The organism is Amycolatopsis sp. (assembly GCF_036008905.1).
Taxonomy (GTDB): domain Bacteria; phylum Actinomycetota; class Actinomycetes; order Mycobacteriales; family Pseudonocardiaceae; genus Amycolatopsis.
This window is the reverse complement of sequence record NZ_DASYMU010000026.1, coordinates 1-25888: the sequence shown is the minus strand read 5'-3', so window position 1 is coordinate 25888 and position 25888 is coordinate 1. Positions and strand designations below refer to the sequence as shown.

Annotated in this window: 23 protein-coding genes; 10 read left to right on the top strand and 13 right to left on the bottom strand. The window is 69.7% G+C overall.

The features are described 5' to 3' along the window. Nucleotides 1-8 precede the first annotated feature (8 nt). Genes VGP60_RS05165 through VGP60_RS05150 form a run of 4 tightly spaced genes read right to left on the bottom strand, consistent with a single transcriptional unit; the run spans nt 9 to nt 3625 of the window. On the bottom strand, nt 9-1109 hold the full coding sequence (locus tag VGP60_RS05165; protein ID WP_327546688.1) for an LLM class flavin-dependent oxidoreductase: 1101 nt from the start codon (nt 1107-1109) through the stop codon (nt 9-11). Continuing rightward, nucleotides 1109-2122 (bottom strand): ABC transporter substrate-binding protein, encoded by a 1014-nt coding sequence (locus VGP60_RS05160; protein ID WP_327546687.1) that lies wholly within the window; start codon nt 2120-2122, stop codon nt 1109-1111. Before VGP60_RS05160 ends, VGP60_RS05165 begins: the two co-directional genes overlap by 1 nt. Beyond that, on the bottom strand, nt 2109-2813 hold the full coding sequence (locus tag VGP60_RS05155) for an ABC transporter ATP-binding protein (protein ID WP_327546686.1): 705 nt from the start codon (nt 2811-2813) through the stop codon (nt 2109-2111). The genes VGP60_RS05160 and VGP60_RS05155 overlap by 14 nt, the downstream gene beginning before the upstream one ends. Next, the gene (locus VGP60_RS05150; RefSeq protein WP_414640290.1) at nt 2798-3625 is read right to left on the bottom strand and encodes an ABC transporter permease; all 828 of its coding nucleotides are present in this window, start codon (nt 3623-3625) and stop codon (nt 2798-2800) included. The genes VGP60_RS05155 and VGP60_RS05150 overlap by 16 nt, the downstream gene beginning before the upstream one ends. A gap of 460 nt (nt 3626-4085) precedes the next feature. Here VGP60_RS05150 and VGP60_RS05145 point away from each other — a divergent pair, with 460 nt between their 5' ends. Next, entirely contained in the window at nt 4086-4958 is an 873-nt protein-coding gene (locus VGP60_RS05145) for a TetR/AcrR family transcriptional regulator (RefSeq protein WP_327546685.1), read from the top strand. Nucleotides 4959-4988: 30 nt separating this feature from the next. Next, on the top strand, nt 4989-5783 hold the full coding sequence (locus VGP60_RS05140) for a lipase (protein ID WP_327546684.1): 795 nt from the start codon (nt 4989-4991) through the stop codon (nt 5781-5783). On the opposite strand, the gene VGP60_RS05135 is transcribed toward VGP60_RS05140, so the two are convergent. From VGP60_RS05135 to VGP60_RS05125, 3 genes are read right to left on the bottom strand one after another with little or no spacing between them, the layout of a single operon-like run. Next, the gene (locus VGP60_RS05135; protein WP_327546683.1) at nt 5780-6607 is read right to left on the bottom strand and encodes an ABC transporter permease; all 828 of its coding nucleotides are present in this window, start codon (nt 6605-6607) and stop codon (nt 5780-5782) included. The two genes, VGP60_RS05140 and VGP60_RS05135, sit on opposite strands and share 4 nt — an antisense overlap. Continuing rightward, complete coding sequence (locus VGP60_RS05130) at nt 6604-7512, bottom strand: ABC transporter ATP-binding protein (protein WP_327546713.1); 909 nt, start codon at nt 7510-7512, stop codon at nt 6604-6606. The genes VGP60_RS05135 and VGP60_RS05130 overlap by 4 nt, the downstream gene beginning before the upstream one ends. 2 nt (nt 7513-7514) lie before the next feature. Further along, nucleotides 7515-8576: a hypothetical protein gene (locus tag VGP60_RS05125; RefSeq protein ID WP_327546682.1), complete on the bottom strand. Its 1062-nt coding sequence runs from the start codon at nt 8574-8576 to the stop codon at nt 7515-7517. 171 nt (nt 8577-8747) lie between these two features. Between VGP60_RS05125 and VGP60_RS05120 the strand changes: the two genes are divergently transcribed. Both VGP60_RS05120 and VGP60_RS05115 read left to right on the top strand, forming a co-directional pair. Further along, nucleotides 8748-9668 carry an NADP-dependent oxidoreductase gene (locus VGP60_RS05120; protein ID WP_327546681.1) on the top strand — a complete coding sequence of 307 codons (921 nt, stop codon included), beginning with the start codon at nt 8748-8750 and terminating at the stop codon, nt 9666-9668. Nucleotides 9669-9778: 110 nt separating this feature from the next. Further along, nucleotides 9779-10342, top strand: coding sequence for a dihydrofolate reductase family protein (locus VGP60_RS05115; RefSeq protein ID WP_327546680.1), 564 nt, complete (start codon nt 9779-9781; stop codon nt 10340-10342). Nucleotides 10343-10474: 132 nt separating this feature from the next. On the opposite strand, the gene VGP60_RS05110 is transcribed toward VGP60_RS05115, so the two are convergent. Further along, nucleotides 10475-11185, bottom strand: a complete 711-nt coding sequence (locus VGP60_RS05110) for an MBL fold metallo-hydrolase (protein WP_327546679.1) — start codon at nt 11183-11185, stop codon at nt 10475-10477. 80 nt (nt 11186-11265) lie between these two features. On the opposite strand from VGP60_RS05110, the gene VGP60_RS05105 reads away from it, so the two are divergent. After that, nucleotides 11266-13332 carry a hypothetical protein gene (locus VGP60_RS05105; protein WP_327546678.1) on the top strand — a complete coding sequence of 689 codons (2067 nt, stop codon included), beginning with the start codon at nt 11266-11268 and terminating at the stop codon, nt 13330-13332. A gap of 130 nt (nt 13333-13462) precedes the next feature. Here VGP60_RS05105 and VGP60_RS05100 read toward each other — a convergent pair whose 3' ends face one another. Both VGP60_RS05100 and VGP60_RS05095 read right to left on the bottom strand, forming a co-directional pair. Further along, nucleotides 13463-13699, bottom strand: a complete 237-nt coding sequence (locus VGP60_RS05100) for a CsbD family protein (RefSeq protein WP_327546677.1) — start codon at nt 13697-13699, stop codon at nt 13463-13465. A 90-nt stretch (nt 13700-13789) separates the two neighbouring features. Further along, nucleotides 13790-14314 carry a DinB family protein gene (locus VGP60_RS05095; protein ID WP_327546676.1) on the bottom strand — a complete coding sequence of 175 codons (525 nt, stop codon included), beginning with the start codon at nt 14312-14314 and terminating at the stop codon, nt 13790-13792. 53 nt (nt 14315-14367) lie between these two features. Here VGP60_RS05095 and VGP60_RS05090 point away from each other — a divergent pair, with 53 nt between their 5' ends. Further along, on the top strand, nt 14368-15213 hold the full coding sequence (locus VGP60_RS05090) for a DMT family transporter (protein ID WP_327546675.1): 846 nt from the start codon (nt 14368-14370) through the stop codon (nt 15211-15213). A 13-nt stretch (nt 15214-15226) separates the two neighbouring features. Here VGP60_RS05090 and VGP60_RS05085 read toward each other — a convergent pair whose 3' ends face one another. After that, nucleotides 15227-16273 carry a FecCD family ABC transporter permease gene (locus VGP60_RS05085; protein WP_327546674.1) on the bottom strand — a complete coding sequence of 349 codons (1047 nt, stop codon included), beginning with the start codon at nt 16271-16273 and terminating at the stop codon, nt 15227-15229. Next, on the bottom strand, nt 16270-17313 hold the full coding sequence (locus VGP60_RS05080; RefSeq protein WP_414640291.1) for a FecCD family ABC transporter permease: 1044 nt from the start codon (nt 17311-17313) through the stop codon (nt 16270-16272). The genes VGP60_RS05085 and VGP60_RS05080 overlap by 4 nt, the downstream gene beginning before the upstream one ends. 103 nt (nt 17314-17416) lie before the next feature. Here VGP60_RS05080 and VGP60_RS05075 point away from each other — a divergent pair, with 103 nt between their 5' ends. The 3 genes from VGP60_RS05075 to VGP60_RS05065 all read left to right on the top strand — a co-directional run bounded on the left by VGP60_RS05075 (nt 17417) and on the right by VGP60_RS05065 (nt 22040). Beyond that, nucleotides 17417-19102, top strand: coding sequence for an ABC transporter ATP-binding protein (locus VGP60_RS05075; protein ID WP_327546672.1), 1686 nt, complete (start codon nt 17417-17419; stop codon nt 19100-19102). Next, nucleotides 19099-20868, top strand: coding sequence for an ABC transporter ATP-binding protein (locus tag VGP60_RS05070; RefSeq protein WP_327546671.1), 1770 nt, complete (start codon nt 19099-19101; stop codon nt 20866-20868). The genes VGP60_RS05075 and VGP60_RS05070 overlap by 4 nt, the downstream gene beginning before the upstream one ends. 107 nt (nt 20869-20975) lie before the next feature. Continuing rightward, a complete protein-coding gene (locus VGP60_RS05065; RefSeq protein ID WP_327546670.1) occupies nt 20976-22040 on the top strand; it encodes an iron-siderophore ABC transporter substrate-binding protein in 1065 nt (354 codons plus the stop codon). Between the two features lie 71 nt (nt 22041-22111). On the opposite strand, the gene VGP60_RS05060 is transcribed toward VGP60_RS05065, so the two are convergent. Next, nucleotides 22112-24766: an exo 1,3/1,4-beta-D-glucan glucohydrolase gene (locus tag VGP60_RS05060; protein WP_327546669.1), complete on the bottom strand. Its 2655-nt coding sequence runs from the start codon at nt 24764-24766 to the stop codon at nt 22112-22114. 240 nt (nt 24767-25006) lie between these two features. Here VGP60_RS05060 and VGP60_RS05055 point away from each other — a divergent pair, with 240 nt between their 5' ends. Continuing rightward, nucleotides 25007-25885 carry a GNAT family N-acetyltransferase gene (locus VGP60_RS05055; protein WP_327546668.1) on the top strand — a complete coding sequence of 293 codons (879 nt, stop codon included), beginning with the start codon at nt 25007-25009 and terminating at the stop codon, nt 25883-25885. The last annotated feature ends 3 nt before the right edge of the window (nt 25886-25888 follow it).

Sequence of the window (25888 nt, the reverse complement as noted above, 5' to 3'; positions counted from 1 at the left end):
AACAGTCCTTAAAGCAACCCGCGCCGGGAAAGCTCGGGCCGGACGCCCTCGCCGAACCAGTACGCCTCTTCCAGGTGCGGATACCCGGAGAGCACGAACTCGTCGACGCCGAGCGAGTGGTACTCCTCGATGAGATCGGCGACCTCGGCGTGGTTGCCGACCAGAGCCGTTCCCGCGCCGCCGCGGACCAGGCCGACCCCGGCCCACAGGTTCGGGTGGATCTCCAGGCCCCGCACCCCGGCATCCAGCGCGCCTCCGTGCAGGGCGACCATGCGCTGCTGCCCGATCGACTCGCTGGCCGCCAGCTGCTTCTGGGCCTTCTCGACCTGGTCGGGGCTCAGCGCGTCGAGCAGCTTCTGCGCCTCCGCCCACGCTTCGGCCGACGAGTCCCGCGAGATCGTGTGCAGCCGGACGCCGAACCGGACCTTCCGGCCCTGCTCCTCCGCCAGCTCGCGCACCTTGCCGATCTTCTCCGCGACCTGCGCCGGCGGCTCGCCCCAGGTCAGGTAGACGTCGGCGTGCCGGGCGGCCACCGGCAACGCGGCCGGTGACGAGCCGCCGAAGTAGACCTCCGGGGTCGGTGTCGGCGAGGCCAGGGTGGTCGCCCCGGCGACCCGCAGGTGCTCCCCCTCGAAGTCGAACGGCTTACCGGACCACACCCCGCGCAGGATCGACAGGAACTCATCGGTGCGGGCGTAACGCTCGTCGTGGTCGTGCCAGTCGCCGAACCGGCGCTGCTCCACGGCGTCGCCGCCGGTGACGATGTTCAGCAGCAGGCGGCCGCCGGAGATGCGCTGGTAGGTGCCCGCCATCTGCGCGGCCAGCGTCGGCGAGATCGTGCCCGGGCGGAAGGCGACCAGGAACTTCAGCGTCTTCGTCTCGCGGATCAACGCGGCCGTGGTCAGCCAGGAGTCCTCACACCAGGTGCCCGTCGGGGTCAGCACGCCTTCGAAACCCATGCGCTCGGCGGCCTGCGCGACCTGCGCGAGGTAGTCGATGTCCGGGTCGCGCTGCGCCGTCGGGCCCTGGGACTTGTTGGCGTGGAAGCGTTCGACGATCGTGCGGCCGTCGCCGGAGGTCGGGAGGAACCAGTGCAGTTTCACGCTCATCATTTACTCCTGGCGGCGTCGAGGTCGGGACCGAAACGCCGGTCCACGAAGGTGGCGAAGTCGACCTTGCCCGGCAAGGTCTTGTCCTCGGTGAAAGCGTCCGCGAGCTGCTGCTCCGACGCGACCAGTGGATCGTCGAGCGCCACCGGCAGGTCTCCCCCGCGGTCGACGGTGGCCTGGGCGACCTCCGCGGAGAGCCCGGTTTCCTTGGCCCACGCCCGGGCCCATTCCGGGCGATGCGTGTCGGCCCATTTCTGCGCCTGCGCGATCCGGACCACATAGTCGCGGATGGCGGAGTTCTTGCCCGCGTCCCCCAGCGCGTTCGCGCCGGCGACCTGGAAGGTGTAGCCGTTGGACGTGCCCGTGCCGTCGGTGAGCACCCTGGCCTTCGACTCGAGCTGCGCCTGCGAGGTGTACGGGTCCCAGACCGCCCAGGCGTCGACCTGGTGCTGGTTGAACGCGGCGTAGGCCTCGGACGGCTGCAGGAACGTCAGCTTGACATCCTTTGTGGACAGTCCGGCTTTCCGCAGGGCCAGCAGGATCTGGCCGTGCGCCGAACTTCCCTTCGCGACCGCGACCGACTTGCCGCGCAGTTCGCTCACGTCCTTCAGCGGGGAATCACCGGGGACCAGCAGCGTGTCACTCGTGACGTTGCCTTTCGCCCCGCTGACCACGGAGATCTTCGCCTTCGCCGCGGCCGCGAAGATCGGCGGTGTGTTGCCGACGCCGCCGATGTCGATCGCGCCCGCGGACGCGGCCTCCAGCAGCGGCGGACCGGAGGTGAAGGTGGCCCACTCGATCTTGTACGGCACGTCGCCCAGCAGGTTCGCGGCCGTGAGCAAGGACTTCGAGCCGCCCTTCTGGTCGCCGACCTTCAGGGTCACCTTGGCGAGGTCGGCCCGGCTGACCGGCGCCGGGACGGCGGACGGCGCGGGCTCACCGCCTCCACAGGCCGAGAGCCCGGCCGCCGCCAGCAACGCGGCGGCGGCGATCGTCCAGCTACGCAAGCGCATCTTCGGTCACTCCCAAATCGGCCAGCACCTTCGTGCGGACGTCCATGTGATCGGCGAGCCGTCTCGGCCGGGGATGGCCGAGCGCGTGCACGGAGACAATGCGGCCCTCGTCCAGCACGAGAACCCGGTCGGCGAGCAGCAAGGCTTCGTCGACGTCGTGCGTCACGAGCAGCACGCTGGGCCGATGCCGCTGCCAGAGGTCCTCGACGAGGCGCTGCATCGCGATCCTGGTCAACGCGTCCAGCGCGCCGAACGGCTCGTCGAGCAGCAGCAGGTCGGGCTCGCGGACGAGCGCCCTGGCGAGCGAAAGCCGTTGCGCCTCACCGCCGGAAAGCGTGCGCGGCCAGTCGTCGGCGTGGTCGACGAGCCTGACCTCTTCGAGCGCGCGCAGCGCCAGCCGGCGATCGTCGGACTGCTTGCCGAGCCCGAGCACGACGTTGCGCCACACCTTGCGCCACGGCAGCAGACGCGGCTGCTGGAACGCGACCGAAACCGTCCCGCGGACGACCGCTTCGCCGTCGATCTCGCTGTCGAGCCCGGCCAGTACGCGCAGCAGCGTCGACTTCCCGGAACCGCTGCGGCCGAGCAACGCCACGAACTCGCCGGGTTCGATGGAGAGGTCCAGGTTCTCCAGTACCGTGCGATCGCCGAACCGTTTCGTCAGGCCATGGATCTCTACCGTGCCCGCCATCGCAGGGCCCGCCTTTCCAGCAGCCGCACCAGGAAGTCCGTCGCGAGGCCCAGTGCCGCGTAAACCACCAGCCCGACCACGACCACGTCAGTCCGGAGGAACTCCCGCGCGTTCGTGATGAGGTACCCGAGCCCCGCGTCGGCGTTGACCGTCTCGCCGACGATCAAGGCGAGCCACGCCGTGCCGAGCGAAAGCCGGAGTCCGACCAGTGTCTGGGGAATCGCGCCGGGAAGGATGACGTGCCACAGCCGTTCAGCCCTGGTGTAGCCGAGCGCGGTGGTCGCCTCGATGAGCTGATCGTCGGAATTCCTGATGCCGGAATGGACATTGAGGTACAACGGGAACGCCACGCCCAGCGCGACCAGTGCGATCTTCGGTTCCTCGCCGATGCCGAACCAGAGGATGAACAGCGGGATCAGGCCCAGGAACGGCAGTGTCCGCAACATCTGCACGGGCGGGTCGATGAGGACCTCGCCCCATTTCGACAGGCCGGCCGCGATCCCGAGGGCGACCGCGATCGTGGCACCCACCAGGAATCCGACGGCCACCCGGCCGAGCGACACGGTGAACGCGGCACCGAGCTCGCCGGTGCGCGCGACTTCGACCCCGGATTGCAGGACTGTCCACGGTGAACTGAGTTTGTCGGGCGGGAGGAGTCCGGTGGCACTGGAAACCTGCCACAGCACGAGCAGCGCGACAGGGCTGATCCATCTGCGGAGGTCGGGAAGACGCCTCCGCCGCGTTCGTGGCGGCGGCGTCGGATCGGTGGTCGTAGGGGCGTGGTCGAGCAGGCTTGTGGTGGAGAAGGACACGGTTTCTCCTGGGGCACGGGGAAAACCAGCGGGGCACGGCTCAGGCGTCGGGACAGATCGCGCTCGCCTGGCGCCGGAGGTCGACGTGCAGACGGCAGACCAGCAGGGTGCCACGGTTCATGGTCGGAGAGTCTTCAAGTCCCGCGCCGACCGTGTCAACGACTCCCGGAATGTGGACGGCTCGGCGGGATCCCCTTGGCACACAAGCAAATGTACGGTCATTCCACCGCCCGGTCGCCCACACGGCTTTCGCCATCTGTCGACAGATGGCGATCTCTTTGTTCCTGAGAGATCACGAGATGTCGACATCTCGTGGGCAGTTTCCAAGAAGGTAACCTCGACCTTACTGGAGATGCCGGGTTGCCCCATGAATGCGACACCGGTCATCGAGGACGCTCAGACGGCGTACAACCCCAACGAGCGTTGCGATAATCGCAACTCGTGATTACCGTCTTCTGGCATGGACGGGACCGACGAGCTGCGGCAACGGGTCCGCGAGCTGATCCGGGCCATGCCGGGGGCGCAGCGGGAGTTCGCCGGCGCCATCGGTCTCGACGAAACCAAGTTGTCCAAGGCGCTGAGCGGCACCCGCCGGTTTTCACCCCACGAACTGGTCCGGGTCGCCGAATACTGCGGCGTCACGGTCAACTGGCTGCTCAACGGCAGCGACGACGCGGCGACGGTCGCCGCGGTGCCGTCGCCTGCCACCCGGCCCGCCGCGAATCCGGCCGAGCCGTCCGAGCCGCGGCGCCGGATCCTCGAAACGGCGTGGCAGCTGATCGCCGAGCACGGCTACCACCGCGTGCGGATCGCCGACATCGCGAAGGCGTGCGGCACCAGTACCGCCACCATCCACTACTACTTCCCCACCAAGACCAAGGTGCTCAACGAAGCGTTGCGCCACAACGTGAAACTCGCCTTCGACCGGCAGGTCGCCGAGCTCCACTCGATCGACGACGCCCGCGAGCGGCTCCTGCGGCTCGTCGAGCTCCAGCTCCCGAGCGACGGGCCGATGCGCGCGGAATGGTCGGTGTGGCTGCAGGTGTGGAACGAAAGCGCGCTCAACCCGGGCCTGCGCTCGCTGTACTGGGATTCCTACGACCGCTGGTACCGCACCATCGCGATGACGCTGCGCACCGGGCAGGAGCAGCACGTCTTCCGGGCGCAGGACGCCGATCAGGCCGCGGCCCAGCTCACCGCCCTGATCGACGGGCTCGGCATCCAGGTCGTCACCGGCAGGCCGGGCAGCTCCGTGGAGATCATGCGCGATGTGCTGCACGAGTTCATCGAACGGAACATCGTCGAAGCGCCCGGGAGCGATCGCACACCCTGACTTGACCGGGTGCGCGTGCATCATGGAGGGGTGCGCGGTCCAGCCTGGTTGCGGGGTCTCAGCCCACGGCGACGGCTTTTGCTGGCCGTGGTCGCGGTGCTGCTCGCCGCCGCGGGCACCCTGACCGCTGTCGCCGCGACCCGGACAGGCGCTCCCCAAGAAGGTGTACCGGCGCAGGAGCGCCTCGGACCGGTACTGCTGGTGCCCGGGTACGGCGGCAGCCGGGGCGGGCTGCTGACGCTGGCCGAACACATCCGCGACGCCGGGCGCGAGGCCGAGGTCCTCACGCTGACCGGCGACGGGACCGGTGATCTGCTCGGCCAGGTCGAAGTCCTCACCGACGCCGTCGACGCGGCGTACGGACGCGGTGCGCCCTCGGTCGACGTGATCGGCTACTCCGCGGGCGGGGTCGTCGCGCGGCTCTGGGTCGCCCGCGAAGGCGGTGACCACCAGGCACGCCGGGTGATCACGCTGGGTGCCCCGCTGCACGGCGCGCGGATCGCCGGGGTCGGCGGCGCGCTGGTTCCCGGCGCGTGCCCGGTGGCGTGCCAGCAGCTGACGCCGGGAAGCGCGCTGCTGCGGTCGTTCGAAAGCGAGCCGCTGCCGCCGGCGTTGCCCTGGCTTTCGGTGTGGACCGAGAACGACGAGACCGTTACCCCGCCGGATTCCGCCAGGCTCGCGGGTGCGGTGAACGTTTCACTGCAGCAGATCTGCACGAGCTCGCGGATCGGGCACGGTGACCTGCCGACGGATCCCGCGGTCACGGGACTGGTCCTGCGGGCACTCGGCTCAGCGCCACTGGCCGCGCCGACCCGCTGTCCTTAGCTCGTGACGTCCTTGGTCGCGAAGTTCGCCCACGCCGCACCGAAGAACACCACGATGTACCCGGCTTGCAGCAGCAGGCCGCTGTCGATGTTGCGCCAGAACACCGGGTCGCGGAAGAAGTCGATCCACGAAAGCCAGTAATGCGTGGGCAGATAGGGCTTCACGACCGCGGCCGCGTCGAGCGTCTCCAGGACCGAGCTCGTGATCAGGACGGCGAGCGCGCCCAGCGCCGCGCCGAGCGCGGAATCGCTCACCGTGGACAGGAAAACGCCGATGGCGCCGAACCCGAGCATCGAGATCATGATGTAGCTGATCGCGCCGAGCAGCCGCAGGCCCAGTCCGGTCGTGCTCAGCGCGGGCCCCGACAGCGACGTCACGCCACCCGGCCCGCCGACGGCCTCGGCGCCCCCGCCGAACAGCCACAAACCCAGCGCCAGCGACGTGAACACCACCAGCAGCACGGCCACGAGGATGTACACGGCGAGCGCCACGAATTTCGCCGCCAGCAACCGTGTCCGGCCGACCGGGCGCACCAGCAGGTACCGCAGCATGCCGCTCGACGCCTCACCGGCGATCGAGTCGCCGGCGGTGACGGCGACCGAAAGCGGCAGGAAAATGGGCAGCACCAACGCCAGCGCGGCGGCCGGGTAGAGAGAACCGTTGCTCAGTACCGCGGACAGGAACGCGCCGCCCTGGCCTGGCGGTGGCGCGAAATCCGCCGTGGCAAGGAAAACCCCGACGATCGCGGGCAGCAGGCACAGCAGGAAGAGGCTCACCCAGATCCGCGGGCGCAGCGCGAGCTTGCGCAGTTCGACGGCGATCACGACGCACGCCCGTCGAACCGGTCGGAACCCGAGCCGGTCACGTCGAGCACGACCTGTTCCAGCGACCGGCGTTCCGGATTGATCGCCGCGACCCGGACACCGCCTTGGACGAGCAACGCGTTGAGCCCGGCGGGATCGGCGTGCCGGACGAACAACCGCTCGCCGTCTCGGCCTTCGAGCTGACCGTCCAGCAGCGCCGCCGCGGCCGCGGGATCGGGCGTGTCGACCAGGATCCGGCCGGTCGGGGCGCGCATGCCGCTCACGTGGTCCTCCAGCACCAGGCGGCCCCGGTCGACCACGCCGATGCGGGTGCAGAGCTGTTCGACCTCGGCCAGCAGGTGGCTGGACAGGAACACCGTGGTCCCGCCTTCGTTCAAGGTGCTGAGCAGTTCGCGGATTTCCTTGATACCGCGGGGATCCAGCCCGTTGGTGGGTTCGTCGAGGATGAGCAGCCGGGGTTTGCGCAGCAGGGCGCTCGCGATACCCAGCCGCTGGCGCATGCCGAGCGAGTACGCCTTGACCGGCCGGTTGTCGATGCTCGCGAGGCCCACCTGTTCGAGGGCGTCGTCGACGCGGCGCTTGCGGGTGCGCATCGAGCCGCCCTTGCCCGCCGCGTCCAGCAGCATCATGTTCCGGCGGCCGGAGAGATGCGCATAGGCGGCGGGCCCTTCGACGAGCGCGCCTACCTCCGGCAGCACCTCGGCGACCCGTTTCGGCACCGGCCGGCCGAGCAGCTCGATCTCCCCGCTCGTCGCGTAGACGAGCCCCAGCAGCATCCGGACGAGGGTGGTCTTGCCGGAGCCGTTCGGGCCCAGGAAGCCGTAGCGGTCACCTTCGGACACCTTGAGATCCACCGAGTCCACGGCCAGCGTGCGGCCGAAACGTTTGGTCAGCGCGCGGGTCACGATCAACGGCCGCTCCTCGGCAGGGTCGACAGTTCCCGCGCGGCGGTCTCCAGCAGCACCGGACGCACGAGTCCGGCGAGCAGGTACCAGCGGCGGGACACCGTCGAGCGGACGATCATCAGGGTGAGCGGGGGGATGGACTGCGCGACGGCCGTGCCGCCGGGCAGCTGGATGGTCGCGGCACCCGCCTTGCCCGCGGCGTCGGTCGCCGCGCCGCCGAGGTTGCGCGGCAGCGCGAGGGCGAAGAACGAGCCCAGCCCGGTGCCGTAGATCCCGCCGAGGTCACCGGGCCGCAGCTGCCGTCCGGCGAGCTGCGCGGGCAGTTTCACCTGCCCGATCGCGCCGAGTGCGTCGGCGACATCGGGAGCGCTGACGACGTTGTAGCCGGTGCTCGGCGCCCGCTCCGGTGCCGTCGCGGGCAGGTCGGGCCTTCGCAGGTCGACCTCCTGGAACGCGGTGACGAGGATCGGCGCGGCCTGTCCCCGCGCGGTCACTTCGACGCGGACCGGCAGCCCGCTCGCCGGGTCGGCCCAGATGTCGACCTGGCCGAGGGTGGTGTCCGGATCGGCCGGGGTGAGCCGGATTCCCGGCGACGCGATTCCGGCGATCCGGCGGGGTTCCAGCGCGCTGACCGGGTCGCCCGGCGCGGCCGCCAGGATCCGGCGCGCGAGTTCCGGTGGCAGGAGATCTCCGGCGCGCGGCAACCGGACCGGGGGCTCACCGATGAGCTGGGTGAGCATGTTCGCGGCGTAATCCCAGGTGAAGTCGCCTTCGGGACCGTGATAGACGCTGTGCTCGCTGCCGGTGGTCAGCACGTCGACGCGCGACAACGCGGGTGAGGCGTACCAGGCGCGGATCCGGGTCGTGCCGTTCAGCAACGATGTGACGTCGGCGAGATTGGGCAGATCGGGCAGCCCGAGCTGCCCGTTGCTCTCCGCGTAGCCGCTGTACGGCTGGCGATCCGACGCCGCGATGAGCGCGCGCAGCCGGCCAGGATCGGCCCGTTCGCCTCGCGGGAGCGCGGCGGAAACGACCGAAGGCACGGCGATGAGCAGCGTGGTCACGACCGCGACCAACGCCCATCTGCCACGCTTTTCGCGCCGCACCACCGACAACGCGCACCACCCGTTCTCGTCGTGTTCTCCGCCCTTTGTACGCCGGGTACCCGTACGGGCGGCATAAACCGGGCCGCGGGATCGTTGCCTTGAGCAACGGTTGATCAAGGAGGGGTGCCGGTGCCAAGAGCGGTGAGGTTCGACGAATACGGCGACATCGACGTTTTGCGAGTGGTCGAGGTCGACCGTCCGGCTCCGGGACGAGGGCAGGCTCTGGTGCGGGTGAAGGCCGCCGGGATCAACCCCGGCGAGGCGTACATCCGGCAAGGCCTGGCGGCCGACAAGTGGCCCGCGACGTTCCCATCCGGCCAGGGCAGCGACCTCGCCGGCATTATCGAGGAGCTCGGGGTGGACGCTGGCGAGTTCGAGCTCGGCGACGAGGTTTTCGGCTTCACCCATAAACGCGCGAGCCAGGCGGAGTACGTCCTCGTCGACATCGAAGACCTGGTGCTGATGCCCACCGACGTCTCCTGGGACGAAGCGGGATCGCTGTTCGTCGCGGGGACGACGGCGTACGCGGCCGTCCGCGCGGTGTCGCTCAGCGAAGGTGACGTCGTGGTCGTTTCCGGCGCGGCGGGCGGGGTCGGTTCATTGGCCGCGCAGCTCGCGAAGAACGCCGGGGCGACGGTGATCGGCCTTGCCGGGCAAGCGAACCACGCGTGGCTGGTCGAGCACGGCGTTGTCCCGGTGTCCTACGGCGAAGGCGCGCTCGACCGCATCCAGGTGGCCTCCGACGGCCGGATCGACGCGTTCATCGACACCTTCGGCGGCGGGTACGTCGAGCTGGCGCTCCACCTTGGCGTGCACGCGGACCGGATCAACACCGTCATCGACTTCGACGCGGCGACGAAGTACGGCGTCAAGGCGGAGGCCAACGCGGACGCGGCGAGCGCGGAAGTGCTCTCCGAACTCGCCGCGCTGATCGCCAAGGGCGTCCTCGAAGTGCCGATCGCGCGGACCTATCCCCTGGACGACGTGCGGGACGCCTACCGCGAGCTGGAGAAGCGCCACACCCGCGGGAAGATCGTCCTCAAGCCCTGAAACCTCTAAGGCGTGTCTCCTAAAATTTGTTCTGGGAAGTTCTGGCCCCAGCAGGACTCTGCGTCGCGCCTGTCTATACGCCTCAGACCGACTGACGGAAGGATGGCGCCATGCGGAAACTGATCTACGGTATGAACCTGAGCCTGGACGGCTACATCGCCGCGGCCGGCGGCGACCTTGCCTGGGGCGGGTCGAGTGACGAACTGTTCCAGTGGTGGCTCGAGCAGGAGCAGGCGATCGACCTGTTCCTGTACGGGCACAGGCTGTGGGAGACGATGAGTTCCCACTGGCCGACAGGTGATCAGCAGCCGGGCGCCACTCCGGCGGAGATCGAGTTCGCGCGGAACTGGCGGGACACGCCGAAGGTGCTGTTCTCCTCCACGACGATCGACAAGGTCGACTGGAACACCCGCATAGTGACTGGCGACGCGATCGCCGAGATCACCCGGCTCAAGGCCGAGGACGGCGGGCCGATGAGGGTCGGTGGTGCAACGCTGGCCGGGGCGGCCATGCGGGCTGGGCTGGTCGATGAGTACGAGATCATCACCCATCCGGTCCTGGTGGGCGGCGGCACGCCGTTCTTCACCACGCTTGACAGCTGGGTGAACCTGAACCTGGTGGAGACGCGGGTGTTTCCCGGTGGGATGGTCCTGACCAGGTACGAGAGGCATTGAGCGCGATTCCGCTGCGCGGGTCAGAACTCATCCGCGAAATCACGCCATGATACGACAAACTCGCCATCACCTACCGAGCCGCCGTCGTCCTGTCAGCGTGTATCACCTGGACACGCATTTAGGAGACACGCCTTAGCCGCTGAACATCCGGTGCCACTCGGCCAAGGACTTGGGCCGGAACACGAAGTTGCCCTGGCGGACGTCGTCGAGCGGCGCCGACGACTCCGCGGAGTACTGGTGACCCGGGTAGACCACGGGGTTGCCCGGCAGGTCCGCGAGCCACTGCAGGCTCTGGTAGATCGCTTCGGCGTCACCACCGGGGAAATCGGTGCGGCCACAGCCTTCGAGGAACAGCGTGTCCCCGGAGACGAGCCTGCCGTCGACGAGGAAGCACTGGCTGCCCGGGGTGTGCCCGGGCGTGTGCAGCAGGCGGATCGGGATCGAGCCGACCTCGACGACGTCGTCGTGGTCGTGACCGCGAAGATCGGTCGCCGCGACGCCGGTCGTGCGGCTGACCCATTCGGACTCGGAGTTGTTGACGTGCACCGGAACCGATTCGCGCGCGAGCAGGTCGGCGAGGCCGGGCAGCGCGAAACCCATCATCTCGCCGCCGACGTGGTCCGGGTGGTGGTGGGTCACCAGGACGCCCGAGAGCCGCATGTCGTCCTCGGCCAGCACGTCGAGCAGGTCACCCACGGCGTACGCGGGGTCGACGATGACGGCTTCGCGGGTCTCGCGGTCCCCGATCAGATAGGCGAAGTTGACCATCTGCGTGGCGACGGGATCACCCACCGCGAAGTCGCGGCCGGAGAGCAACTGCCGGAAGTACAACCGATCAGACATGCGCCCACCCTACGGAACACCCCCGGACCCACCCGCCTCTACTCTGTGCGTCAGCACGCATGCCGGAAGAAAGTGGGCTGATGCCAGCAGCTGACCCGCCGGCACTGTTCATCGAACGCCGCGGCGCCAACCTGATGATCCGGCTGCACGGTGATCACGACACGCAGGAATACAGCATGTTCTCGGCGATCCCGTCGCTGCCGGGGCACACCGTGGTGCTGACCTCGGTCGGCGCGCTGACGAGCCGGGATCTGTCCCAGGCGGTCAACCAGGCCGCGCATCAGGCGTTCGGTGCCATGGCCGGGCCGCCGCGGCCCGATCACCGGCTGTGGCTGGCGATGTCGGGGCTCGGGCGCCTGGACGCCACGATCCGGCCGCTGCCGCAACGGCTCGCGGAGGAATTCGGCGTCGAGGTGCTGGCCCCGCAGGGTGCGCTGTCGCTGGTGCCCGGCGGGGTGCTGTTCGCGGGCGGGGCGACCGGCGACCTGTGGCGCCGTTTCCGGCGGGGTGACACCAGCAGGCCTTGGGGCGCCCGGCATCCCCAGCCGGACTGGGAGGCCCAGCTGCCGCCCGAACCGGTCACGACCGTCCACAAACTCACCGTGGAGCCGATCCCGGCCGGGCTGATCATCCTGGCTGAGGATGCCGCGCCGACTTCGCCGCTCGACGTCGCGTACGCCGTCGCCGTGCATCCCGAGCGGCCTCGGCTGGTGCTGGGCAGGCCCGGCGAAGGCGCGGTCAGCCCGGCTGAGGTGGCCGCGCTCATCGCGATGTTCCCGCCGATGTTCGCCACCGCGCTCGAGCTCGTGCCGCACACGACCGAGGTCGCGACGGCGGAATGGTCGGCCGAACTGGCCCGGCAGCTGAACCGCGAGGTGCGGGTGTCGACCGGCTTGCCGCTCTACGGCCACGACGGTCGCGTCCACGTCATCGCGCACGACGCCCGGGGCCGGCAGCTGCTGCGCCATCCGGCGACGACCCTGCGCTACGCCCCCGACGGGACCACGACGGTGCTCGAAAGCCAGGCGCCGCCCGCGGGCTGGATCAACGCCGGCATCACGGTCCACCGGCTCCCGAGCGCGGCGCTGCCGACCCCGGCCGACCCGGTCGCCGAGGTCGTCCCGTCCGGTTTCGCTTTGGTCCCGGCCGCCTCGGTCGGCGGGCCGCATTCGGCGGCCGCCCGCCCGAACGATCCGAGCAAGCTGACCGTCACCGTGGGGTTCCCCGGCGCCACACTGCCGCCTTGGGCGGCGGGCACCCTGGCCAAGCTGCTCGCCGGGCTCGGCCCCGACGCGCGTGCCCGGCTGCGGGTGCTCGCCGTCGGGCAGATCACCGCGGACGAGAAGCAGGCGCTCTTCGACGTGATCGCCGGGGTCGAATTCGCCGACACCGAAGAAGATCCGGCCGAACGGGAAACCGAACCAGTGCTTACGCCGGTGCCCGAATCCGGGTATCCGGTGCCGCCCGCCCGGCACCGCAGCACCCGCGTCGAGCAGATCCAATTCCAGCGATTGGCGGGCGAGGCGTTCACGACGTCCGCCGATCTGCGCGGGTATGCGGTCGTCAAAGCCGACCTGATCGCTGTCTCGCTGTATCTGGGCGGAGGCGAATTCGGGGCCCTGGCGGTGAATTCGGCGCTGCGGGCCGCCACGCCGGTCCCCGTGGCCTATCTCGCCTGCTTGACTTCCGGACTGCGGCAGCTGCCCGTGCACCGCGGAGTCGTTTTCCGCCAAGGCACCCTCACCGATCTCAGCGCCCGGTACACCGAAGGGGACATCGTGACCGAACCCGGTTTCCTCAGCGCCACCGCGGCCGAGAACCTGACGGTGCCGCCGGCGACGATGGACCTGCTGATCTGGTCACGCTCGGGCCGCGCCACCGACGGGCTGGCCGAAAACGGTCTCCCGCAAGAGGTCGTGTTCGCCGCGCGGACCAGGCTCAAGGTACTGGCCGTGTTCGACGACGAACGCAAGGCCGTGCTCTGCCGCGAACTGCACCCCGACGAATTCCCCGCTTCACGCAGTTTGGACAGCACCGACGTCGCGGTACTGTCCAAACTGGATCGTTCGCTGTGGCGTCGGCGGAGCGCCCGGCTCCGCCGCCTCGAGGACTTCGACCAGATCGGCAGGCTCGCCACCGATGTCTGATTCCCCTTCTGAGAAAACAGAATCCCCGCGATGGTCGATGCCGGTCCAGCACGCCGTCCCGTTGCCCGACGTGTTCGGGCCGCGCCCCCAGGCGCCGCCTCCGGAGTCCGAACCCGAAGGGAAATAAGGCCTACTGCTCGGCGCGTTCCCTGGCCTCGTTCGCCTTGGCCTCGGCACGCGCCTTTTCGGCGGCGGCCTCCTTCTCGGCGACCTCGCGCTGGGACTCGCCCTTGTCCTGCTGTGCCTTGCCTTCCCGCTGCAGGGAATCGTCGCCCGCGACGGTTCCGGCGGCTTCCTTGACCTTGCCCTTGACGCCTTCCGCGACGCCCTTGGCACCTTCGGCCGGTCCGCTGCTGCTGTCCGTCATGAGACGTACCTCCACCCATCGAATGCGGTGCGGGACTTCACTGACGCCCGCACCCTCCGACTACCCCAAGGTATCCGGCGCAAACCTGGCTCACTCGCCGACTTCGCCGTCCGCCAGCTCACGCAGGAAGTCGAGATGCCCGACGTGCCGGGCGGTTTCCTGGATCAAGTGGATCAAGATCCAGCGGACGGTGAAGACCTGCTCCCCCGAAGCGCGCCGCGACCGGTCCGACGGGCTCATCCCGGCCAGCGCCTCCTCCGAGCGCGACCACTCCGCGCGGTACGCGTCGACCACCGACGCCGGACTGTCCTCATCGGACACAGTCCAGCTCGGGTCCGGACTGCCCGCCCACAGCGACGGCAGGTCCTTGCCGCCACCTTCGATGGAAATCCACCACCGCTCGGCCGCGGTCAGATGCTTGAGGACCCCGAGCATGCTCATCCCGGGCGAGGCGGGCATCGGCGCGGCGACGGCGAGCTCGCGGGACAGCCCGGCGACCTTGTTCACCGCCGTTGCCCTCAGGAAGCCGAGGAACTCCCACTGCAGCCGCAGTTCGTCCTCGGCGGCCGTTTCCGGCCACGCTCGCCCGACGGTTTCCGAACGCGTGTTCGACATGTCACAGACCTTACCCAGAGCGCGAAGATCGAGGGAGACCTACTGTTGAGCGCATGTGGTGGGGACTGCTTTGCGCACTAGCCGCGGCGTGCGCGTACGGCGTCGCGTCGGTCATGCAGGCGATGGCCGCGCAGGCGACCGCCGTCGACTCCGACGGGATCGATCCGCGACTGCTGGTCCGCGTGCTCAAGCAGTGGAAATTCCTCGTCGGGCTCGGGCTCGACACGCTGGGGTTCGTGGCCCAATTGGCGGCCCTGCGAGTGCTGCCGCTGTTCGTGGTGCAGTCGGCGCTGGCGGCGAGCCTGGCCGTGACCGCGATCGCCGCGATGGCCCTGGGCGTGAAGCTCGGCCGTCGCGAATGGACGGCCATCGCGGTGGTTTGCGTCGGCCTCGCGCTGCTGGGTGCGTCGGCGGAGGGCGAGGGGTCCGATCCCGTGTCGCTGGGCTTCAAGTTCGCCCTCGTCGGGGTGATGGTACTGCTCGGCGTGGCCGGGATGATGGCGGGCAAGGCTTCCGCGCGCGTCCGGACCCCGGCGCTCGGACTGGTCGCCGGGCTGAGCTTCGGGGTGGTCGCCGTGGCCGGCCGCGTCATCTCCGACTTCGCGCCGCTGGCGTTGCTCACCGATCCGGCGTTCTACTCTGTCGCGGCGGCCGGAGCGCTGGCGATGTTATTCTACGCCTCGGCTTTGCAACGCGGCAGCGTCACCACGGCCACCGCGATGATGGTCATCGGCGAGACCGTGCTGCCGTCGCTGGTCGGCGTGATCGCGCTCGGCGACCGGACGAAACCCGGTTTCGCGCTCGTCGCGATCGCCGGGTTCGCCCTGGCCGTCGCCGCGGCGCTGGCGCTGGCCAGGTTCGGCGAGCCTGCGCCCGCCGAACCCGAACCGGCTGCGTGAACGCTGCCGTGGCTCAAACCCGGCCGCGGCGCCATTCGTGCGCCAGCAGCCACATCAGGTAGAGCCCGCCGACCGCGCCGGTCATCACGCCCACCGGGAGCGCCGTGGACGAGAAGAGCCGCTGTGTCGCGAGGTCGCTGGCGACGAGTAGCAGCGCACCCATGAGCGCCGCGTTCGCCAGGCCCGCGCCGCCCGAGTGGCTGAGCCGCCGGGCAAGGTGCGGCGCGGCGAGCGCGATGAACGCGATCGGCCCGGCGGCCGCGGTCGCGAACGCGGAAAGCCCGACGCTCACCGTGATCAGCACGAGCCGGCTGCGCTCGACGGGCACCCCGAGGCCCTTGGCCGAGTCGTCGCCCATCTGCAGCATCGAAAGCCTGCGACTGTAGTAGAACCCCAGCGGCACAAGGACTCCGACCGCGATCGCGACCGGGACGACGTGTTCCCAGCCGCGTCCGTTGAGCCCGCCGACGAGCCAGGCCTGCGAGGCGATCGCGTCCTGCAGCGACGCCCGCGTGACCAGGTACGAGTTCACCGCGATGAGCATCGCGCTCACCCCGATGCCGATCAGGATCAGCCGGAACCCCTGCACCCCGCGCTGGAACGCGAGCAGGTAGACGACCACGGCGGTGATGAGCCCGCCCGCCAGCGCACCGCCGGCGATCTGCGTCATGCTGCCGTTGCCGACGATGATCACCAGCAGCGCGCCGGTCGCCGAGCCCTCGGTGAATCCGATGAAGTCCGGGCTGCCCAACGGGTTCCCGGACAGGCTCTGCAGTACGGCACCGCTCACGGCGAGCGCCGCGCCGACGAGCAACGCCGTCAGCAGCCGCGGCAGCCGCAGCGTGGTGACGATGAATTCGGTCCCGGTGTCGCCGAAACCGAACAGCGTCTTGACGACGTCGCCGAAGGACAGCGGGAAGTCGCCGGTGGTCATGCTCACGACACTGAGTGCGAAGACGATCACGGCCATGACGATGCCGACGATCAGCGGCCGGGATTCGTAGCGCAGCGAGACAGAGCCGCCAGGGCTGCGCAGCGCTTTCACGGTTTTCACAGTCACAGCCGGGCCAGCTTCCGTCGGCGGCAGAACGCGATGAACACCGGGGCACCGAGGAACGCGGTCACGATCCCGACCTGCAGTTCGGCGGGCTGGTTGAGCACGCGGCCGAGGATGTCGGAAGCGACTAGCAGCACCGGGGCGAGGATCATCGAATACGGCAGCACCCAGCGCTGGTCCGGTCCGACGATGATCCGGGCGATCCGCGGCACGGCGAGCCCGACGAAGGCGATCGGCCCGGCCGCGGCGGTGGCCGCGCCGCACAGGAGCGTCACCGCGAGCGCGCCGAGGACACGGGTCCGGCCGACGTGGGCACCGAGCGCGCGCCCGGTCTGCTCCCCCAGCGCCAGCACGTTCAGCGAACGCGCCAGCGACAGCGACAGCAGGATGCCGACCATGATGAAGGGCGCCAGGATGACCACGATGTCCATCCGCCGCCCGGCGAGCGAACCGACGTTCCAGAAGCGGAACTGGTCGAAGACATGCGGCTTGAGCAACAGGATCGCGGAGATGAACGCCTGGAGCACCGCGGTGATCGCGGCCCCGGCCATGATCAGCCTGTCCGGGGTCGCGCCGCCGCGGCCGGTGGAGCCGAGCCCGTAGACGATGACCGCGGCCGCCGCGGCGCCGAAGAACGCGAACCACACGTACCCGAGGACACCGGTGACGCCGGCGAACGCGATGCCGACGACCACCGCGGCCGCCGCGCCCATGTTCACCCCGAGGATGCCGGGGTCGGCGAGTGGGTTGCGGGTCAGCGCCTGCATGACCGCGCCCGACAGGCCGAGCGCCGCGCCGACGAGGACGCCAAGGATCGTGCGCGGGACGCGGAGGTCGTGGATGATCACCGCTTCGGTCGAGCCGTCGTCGTGCCACAGCACCGACCACGTCGACGAGAACGGGATGCTCTTCGAGCCGACCCACAGGCTGAGCAGGCAGACGAACGCGAGAAGGGCGAGCGCGACCAAGACGCCCGCGAACCGGAGCGTCTGTGCCCTGGCCCGGGGCGGACGGTCCACCTCGGGTCTGGACACCGGCTCCATGGTCACCGTCACAGAGTCCTCCTGACTGCCGACGCGAGATTTTTCTTAGAGTAGCCTTACCTACCATCGCCGGTCGCCGGCGAGGGACTGACGGGAGGCGCCGGTGACGGCTGTACCAACGGGACCCGACGTCCTGAAGCGATCGATCGCGAGCCAGTGGCGGCCGATCACGGGCGCGTCGGTGCTCGCCGCGGGACACCAGGTCGGCGAGGCGTTGGTACCGGTGGTGATCGGCCTGGTGATTGACAAGGCCGTCGCCGGGAACTCCGCCCCCGAGCTCCTCAAGTGGCTCGTGGTGCTCGCCGCCGTCTTCGCGGGGCTCTCCTACAGCTACCGGTTCGGCGCCCGGCTCGCGGAAGGCGCGGCCGAACGCGCCGCACACAACCTTCGCATCCAGTTAAGCGAACGGGTCCTCGACGCCCGGGGCGGCGCCGAGTCCGGCAGGCTCGCCGGGGCGTTGACGAACATCGGGACCGCGGACGCGAAGCGCGTCGGGGTGGTCAACGCCGTGCTGCCGTTCGGGATCGCGGGGATCGCCGGGTTGCTGGTCGCCGCGATCGCGCTGCTGGCCATGTCGATCCCGCTCGGCCTGCTCGTCCTGCTGGGCACGCCGCCGCTGCTCTACCTCGCGCATCTGATCGGCAAGCCGCTGGAGCGCCGCAGTGAAGAGGAACAGGAACGCGCCGCGCACGCGTCCGGGATCGCCACCGACCTCGTCGCCGGACTTCGGGTGCTCAAGGGCATCGGCGCCGAGTCGGCCGCGGTCGACCGCTACCGGCGGACCAGCCAGGACTCGTTGCGCGCCACGCTCAAGGCGGCCCGCGCGCAGGCCTGGCACAACGGCACACTCCTCGCCCTGACCGGCATCTTCATCGCGATCGTCGCGCTGGTGGGCGGCAGGCTCGCCGCGTCGGGCGACATCAGCGTCGGTGACCTCGTCGCGGCGGTCGGGCTGGCGCAGTTCCTGCTGACGCCGTTCGAGATCTTCGCCTGGGTCAACGGCGAACTGGCCCAGGGCCGCGCTTCCGCCGCGCGCGTGGCGTCGGTGCTGGCCTCTCCCCCGGGTGTCGAATCCGGCTCCGGCAGGCTGCCCGACGCCGTCGAGGGCCGCCTCCGGCTCACCGGTGTCACCCACAACAGCCTGCGTGACCTCGATCTCGACGTCGGCGCCGGGGAGTTGCTCGGGGTGGTGGCCGTCGATCCGGCGGTCGCGAACGACCTGCTCGCGTGCCTGGGCCGGGACGTCGATCCCGCTTCGGGTTCGGTGCACCTGGACGACGTCGAACTGTCCACTGTGGATCTCGACGGGGTTCGGCGCGCGATCCTCGTCGCCGCGCACGACGCCGATCTGTTCGAGGGAACGCTGCTGGAGAACGTCGGAGCGGCTGGAACGTCCACTGTGGACCGGGCGATGGCCGTCGCCGCGGCCGACGAGGTCGCGAGCGCGTTGCCCGACGGTGCCCACACCGTGCTCGCCGAACGCGGGAAGTCGCTGTCCGGCGGGCAGCGGCAACGGGTCGCGCTCGCGAGGGCGCTCGCCCTTCAGGCGCCCGTGCTCGTCGTGCACGACCCGACGACGGCGGTCGACACCGTCACCGAAGCCCGGATCGCCGCCGCGATCGCCGAGTTCCGGCGCGGGCGGACGACCATCCTGGTCACCACCAGCCCCGCGCTGCTCGCCGTCACCGACCGCGTGCTCGTGCTCGACGGCGGCACCCTCACCGCGGCCGGACGACACGAAGACCTCGTCCACGGGGACGAAAACTACCGGGCGGCGGTGCTGTCATGACCGACTCCCAGCGCGAACTGCTCCCCACCGCGACCGGCAAGCGGGTCCGCGCGGTCATCGGCGAACTGCTGCGGCGCAACAAGTTCCACGCCATCGGCGCGTTCACCGTGCTGGTCGGCGCCACCGCGACCGGACTGCTGACCGCTCCCCTGCTCGGCCACATCGTGGATCTCGTCGCCGGCGGCGAACCTCCCGCCTCGATCACCACGCCGGTCGTCGCGCTCGCGCTTGTCGCCGTCGTGCAAGGGGTTTCGGCGTCGATCGGCGTGTCGCTGGTCGCCCGGCTCGGTGAGAGCATGCTGGCGACCCTGCGTGAGCGGTTCGTCCGGCGAGCGCTGCACCTGCCACTGGACCAGGTGGAGCGCGCCGGTTCCGGCGACCTGACCTCGCGCGTGACCAACGACGTCACGGTCATCGGGACCTCTGTGCGGGAAGCGCTCCCCGAACTCGGCCGCTCGGTGCTGACGATCGTGCTGACCGTGGGCGCGCTGGCCGTGCTCGACTGGCGGTTCATGCTGGCCGCGCTGCTCGCCGCGCCGATCCAGATCCACACCGTCCGGTGGTACATCCGCCACGCCGTCCCGCTGTACGCCGCGCAACGCGTCGCTGTCGGCGCGCAGCAGCAACAGCTTCTCGACACCATCGGCGGCGCGCGGACAGTGCGCGCGTTCCGCCTCGCCGGCGCCCACGTCGAGCGCGTCACCGAACGCTCGGGTGCCGCGGTGACCCTCGCCCTGCGCGGGGTCCGGCTGATGACCCGGTTCTTCGCGCGGCTCAACGGCGCGGAGTTCGTTGGCCTGTCGGCGATCCTGGTCGCCGGGTACTTCCTGGTGGGCAACGGATCGGTGACCATCGGTGTCGCCGCCACGGCCGCGCTGTACTTCCACGGCCTGTTCGGGCCGATCAACACCGCGCTGGCGCTCGTCGACGACGCGCAGACGGCCACCGCGAGTCTCGCCCGGATCATCGGCGTCTCCGACCTTCCCGAAGCCGCCGAACCACAGCGCCCGGTGTCGCTGGTGGACTCCTCTGTCAAGGCGTCCGGGATCCAACACGCTTATGTGGCGGGACATCCGGTACTGAGCGACGTCGATCTCGAACTAGCGCCCGGCGAACGGGTCGCGCTGGTCGGTGCCAGCGGTGCCGGGAAAACCACGCTGGCCAAGCTGATCGCCGGGATCCACACGCCGTCAGGTGGCTCGATCACCGTCGGTGGGGTCGAACTCGGTGAGCTCGGACCGTCCGCCACCCGGCGCGCGGTGGCGTTGATCAGCCAGGAGGTCCACGTCTTCGCCGGTCCGCTGGCCGACGACCTCCGGCTCGCGAAGCCTGACGCCACTACGGAAGAGCTGTGTGCGGCGCTGTCGGCCATCGGCGCGCTGGCTTGGGCCGAGGCCCTTCCCGACGGACTGGACACCGTGGTCGGCGAGGGCGGCCACCGGCTGACGGTGACGCAGTCCCAGCAGCTCGCGCTCGTCCGGCTGGTTCTCTCCGACCCGCCGATCGCCATCCTCGACGAGGCCACCGCCGAAGCGGGCAGCGCGGGCGCCCGGGTACTCGAAGCGTCCGCCGCCGCGGCGCTCTCGGGACGGACGGGACTGGTCGTCGCGCACCGGCTGACCCAGGCCGCGGCCGCCGATCGCGTAATCGTTATGGACGGCGGCAGGGTCCTCGAAACCGGCACACATGACGAGCTCATCGCGGTGGGCGGGCGTTATGCGGAGCTTTGGGCCGCCTGGTCGGACACCAGATCTCACGCAAAGTGATCTCCGACGCAGCCGAAGATGTTGCGTTCACCCGAGTGCCCGAATTAGGTTAGGCAAACCTACCCCGCTCGGTGGTCCCCGCCGACGTTTCGACAGTAAGAGGACCCATGATGGCCCGTTCCCTGTTCCGCACAGCACGAGTCGCCGGCGTCGCCGCCGCGGCTCTGCTCCTCACCGGTGGGCTCGTCGCCTGCGGCAGTGAGACGCCCGCGTCGAACGCCCCGGCCGGACCCGCCGCCGCGACCGAGCCCGGCGCCTTCCCCTCCACGATCGACCACAAGTACGGCGCCACCACGATCAACGCCGCCCCGCAGCGCGTGGTCACCGCCGGGCTCACCGAGCAGGACGCCGTGCTGGCACTGGGTGTCGTCCCGGTCGCCACCACCGAGTGGAACGGGGAATACCCCGGCGCGATCGGGCCGTGGGCCTCGTCCAAGGTCGGCTCCGCGAAGCTGCCGGAGGTGCTCACCGGCACCGACGGCCCGCAGTTCGAGAAGATCGCCGCGCTGAAGCCGGATCTGATCATCGCGCTCTACTCTGCGCTCACCGAAGAGCAGTACACGACGCTGTCGAAGATCGCGCCGACGCTCGCGCAGCCCAAGGAGTACAGCGACTACGGCATCCCGTGGCAGGAGTCCACGAAGAAGATCGGCATCGCGCTGGGCAAGAAGGCCGAAGCCGAGAAGCTCGTCAAGGACGTCGACGACAGGTTCTCCAAGGCGGCCCAGGAACACCCCGAGTTCGCCGGCAAGACCGCACTGATGACGACGCTGTCCGAGGGCTACTTCGTCTTCGGCAGCGAGGACCCGCGTAACCGGATCCTCACCTCGCTCGGTTTCAAGATGCCGGCCGACCTCGACACGATCATCGGCGACAAGTTCGGCGCGAACATCAGCGCGGAGCGGACCGACGTGCTGAACGTCAACGCGCTCGTCTGGATCTTCGACACCCTCGCCTCCGGCCGCGACACGCTGTCGAAGGACAAGCTGTACACGAACCTCGCCGTGTCGAAGGAAAAGCGTGAGGTCGAGATCGAGGACCCGACCACCTACGGCCGCGCGCTGACCTTCGTTTCGGTCCTGAGCCTGCCGTACGTGCTGGACCGTCTCGTGCCGCAGCTCGCGGCCGCCGTCGACGGCAACCCGGCCACCGAGGTCAAGCCCGCCGAGTAAGCAGTACCCACGACAAAAGAAGCCGGGCCCGGGAGCGTGATGCTCCCGGGCCCGGCTTGTTGTGGACCACCTTACGTCAGGTCCGAACAGGCCTTCGCATCGGGGTCCTTACCCGCTTGCGGCGACCACTTCACGTTCGCGAAAGAGGCCGAGAAGGCCGCGTCGGTGTAGACCAGGAACGGCGTGTTGACGTTCTCGAAGTCCATCCCGGTCGCGAAGCACGAGATCGGGATCTTGACCGTGGACTTCACCCCGATCGGCAGGTCGGTGAACAACTTGGTGGCGTTGACCTCGGAGAAGCACGGGTAGACGCAGTGGACGCTCAGCACCGTCCTGTTGACCGGGGCCGCGTTCACGATCACGTCGAAGACGAGCGCGCCCTCGGCGTTCAGGTACCCGCGCAGGTCGCTCGGACCAGTCGAGTTCTGCATGTACAGCTGCCCTGGGCCGGTACCGGTCCAGGTCGCCTTCAGCCCGTCCTGCTGGACGTTGACGTCGGCCTGGACCACGTTCAGCTCGGCGTGCGACGCCGTGCCGTCGGGCCCGATCTCGGTGCCGCCCCAGTTCTCGGGCGAACCGATGTAGCTCTTGTACGGCGCGACATCCGTGCGGTTGAAGATCTCCAGGTCCTCGGTCGCGTTGCCGCCGCCGCCGGACGGCGAGCAGCCGAACTCGGGTGAGGTCTCGTCGAGCACGCCGACGGAACCGGTCTGGCCGTTGCGCAGGCCGTAACCGAGCTTGAACAGCGGGTCGTAGCCTTCGGTACCCGGGTTCAGCGGGGTCTGGCAGGCGCTCTTGGGCCACGAGTACGGCAGCTTGCCGGTGTAGCCGCCGTTGTTGTCGCGGCCGCGGACGAGGAGGTCGGCGACGCCGCCGCCCTCGGTGCCGGGCAGCCACGCGGCGACGAACGCGTCGGAGCGGTTGAGCTCCTTGTTGGCGTAGAGCGGACGGCCGCCGACGTAGACGGTGGCGACCGGGGTGCCCTTGCCGCTGACCTTGTCGAGCACGGCGAGGTCCTGCGGGTACAGCTTGGCCGCTTCGAGCGTGCGGCGGGTGAGGTCGCCGACGCCCTCGGCGTACGGGGTCTCCCCGATCACGGCGATGACGGCGTCGAAGCCCTTCGGGTCGACGTCACCGGTCGCGCTGAAGGTGACGTTGGCGTCGCCGAGCTGTTCCTTGAGGCCGCCCAGGATCGACGTGCCGTTCGGGAAGTCGGCGTTGGTGTTCCCGGTGCCCTGCCACGACAGGGTCCAGCCGCCGGTCTGGTTCTCCAGGCTGTCCGCGCTCTTGCCGACCACGAGGACCTTGGCCCGCGATGAAAGCGGCAGCAGCTTGTTGTTGTTCTTCAGCAGCACCTGCGACTCGCGCACGGCCTCACGGGCGAGCTTGCGGGCCTCCAGTGCCTTGGTCGAACCGGCGTGCTCGCGCAGCGACGGCTTGGGCGCCTCGAAGATCCCGGCGCGCACCTTGACGCGCAGGATGCGGGTCACCGCGTCGTCGATCCGGGACATCGCGATCTGGCCGCCTTCGACCTGCGCGACCGTGTTGGTGATGAACGCCTTCCAGTCGTTTGGCACCATGATGACGTCGAGCCCGGCGTTGATCGCCTGCGCGCAGCTGGCGTTGGTGCAGCCGGGGACCTGGCCGATGCCGTTCCAGTCGGAGACGACGACGCCGTCGAAGCCCATCTTGTTCTTCAGGATGGTGTCGAGGGCTTCCTTGCTGCCGTGCATCTTGCCCTCGTTGATACCGAGGTCTGTGTTCGTCCAGCTGTTGAACGACGCCATCACCGTCTGGGCGCCGGCCGCGAGCGCGCCGTAGTAGCCCTGGCCGTGGATGTTGATCATGTCGGCCTTGGACGACGGGTTGACACCCTGGTCCTGACCCTTGATCGTGCCGCCGTCTCCGATGAAGTGCTTGGCGGTGGCGATCACGCCGTCCTCGTCGATGCGGCGGGAACTGTTGCCCTGCAGGCCGCGGACGGCTTCGTAGCCGTAGGCGCGGGTGATGCGCGGGTCCTCGGAGAAGCCTTCGTAGGTGCGGCCCCAGCGGTCGTCCTGCACCACGGCCAGCGTCGGCGCGAACGCCCAGTCCTGGCCGGTGGCGCGGATCTGCTCGGCGGTGGCCTCACCGATGTCGCGGATCAGGCAGGGGTCCTGCGCGGCACCGAGACCGATGTTGTGCGGGAAGACCGTCGCGCCGTAGACGTTGTTGTTGCCGTGGACCGCGTCGATGCCCCAGATGACCGGGATCTTCGTGCGGGTCTCGACCGACGCCTGCCAGTACGAGTCCGCGGCGGCGAGCCACGCCTGCGGGGTCGCGTGCTTGTCCTTGCCCGGCCACGAGCCGCCACCGTTGAGCACCGAGCCGATGGAGTACTGCTTGACCTCGTCAGGGGTGATCGCGGCGATTTCGGGCTGCGTCATCTGCCCGACCTTCTCGGCCAGCGTCATCTTCGACAGGAGCTCGGCGACCCGGCGCTCGTCACGCGGGTTCTGCTCCATGTTGCTCTTGACCTTGGGGAAGTCCGACAGCGTCGGCAGGCTCTTCTCGATCCGCGCACAGCCGTGGTCCATCGACGGCTTGCCGACCTCAGGCGGACGCGGGCCGTGCTGCCCGGCCGTGCTCGGCGCCGCCTGCGCGGCCCCCGCCAGCAGGGTCAGGCTCGTCAAAGCGACGACCGTACTTCGTCGAGCGCGGGACCAAGCTAACGATCTTCTGGCCATGAACAGTCCGATCTCCAGGGGCGGCGGCGATGGCGCGTACCTTTTTTCAGGCCGTGCCAGCCGATCCTGACCGGGCAAAGGGGACCGCGTCAAGAGTTTCGGGGGAGCGCTCTCTGGAAATCTTGTTAGTTAATTCTCACCGTGAAATAAGGGTGGTCTGGACAACTGATCACCCAGTCGTCAAATGGCACCACCGAAAACCGGGTGCGGGCCGCCCGTGCGGTGGTGTGTGATCGGGGCATGACGGTCGTGGTGGGCAAGCCGGGTGTCGATGGACTGGGCGAGGCCGTGGGCGCGCTGCGGGAGTGGCAGTACGACGAGGCGCCGATGCAGCTGCATCCGGGAGACCTGGGCTGGTTCTGGCGGTTCGGGGCGGAGGCGACGGCCGCGGCCGTCCGGACGTGGAGCCGGGACGGGCGGATTCTCGCCGTCGGGCTGCTGGACGAACCCGAGCTGCTGCGGCTGACGATCGCGCCGGGCGTGCGGCGGGACGAGGAGCTCACGCGGCGACTGGTCGAAGACGTGACCGAGCCGGAGCGCGGCGTACTGCCAGCCGGAAAGGTGTACGTCGAGGCACCGCAGGACGCGCTGATCCACGATCTGCTGGCCGAGGACGGCTGGCACAACGACGAGCCGTGGACGCCGTTGCGCCGCGATCTCACGGAGCCGGTGAAGGACCCGGGCTCGCGGATCGAGGTGATTGGGCCGGAGCAGGCGCACGTGCAGAGCGCGGTACTGCGGGCATCGTTCGACAGGTCGACGTTCACCGGCGAGCGCTGGCACGCCATGGCGGCCGGAGTGCCCTACGCCGACGCCCGGTGCCTCGTCGCGTATGACGACCGGGGCACCGCGGTGGCGGCGGTGACGGTGTGGTCGGCCGGTCCGGGAAGGCCCGGGCTGCTCGAGCCGATGGGCGTGCACCGGGACCATCGGCGTGACGGCCACGGCAAGGCGATCACCCTCGCCGCGGCGGCCGCGCTCCGGGAGCTGGGCTCGTCGTGTGCGATCGTCTGCACCCCGAGCGCCAATGTCGGCGCGGTCGCCACCTACAACTCAGCCGGCTTCCGGCAACTCCCTGAGGTCCGCGACCTTTACCGGGACGCGCGGATCGTGATGTAGATC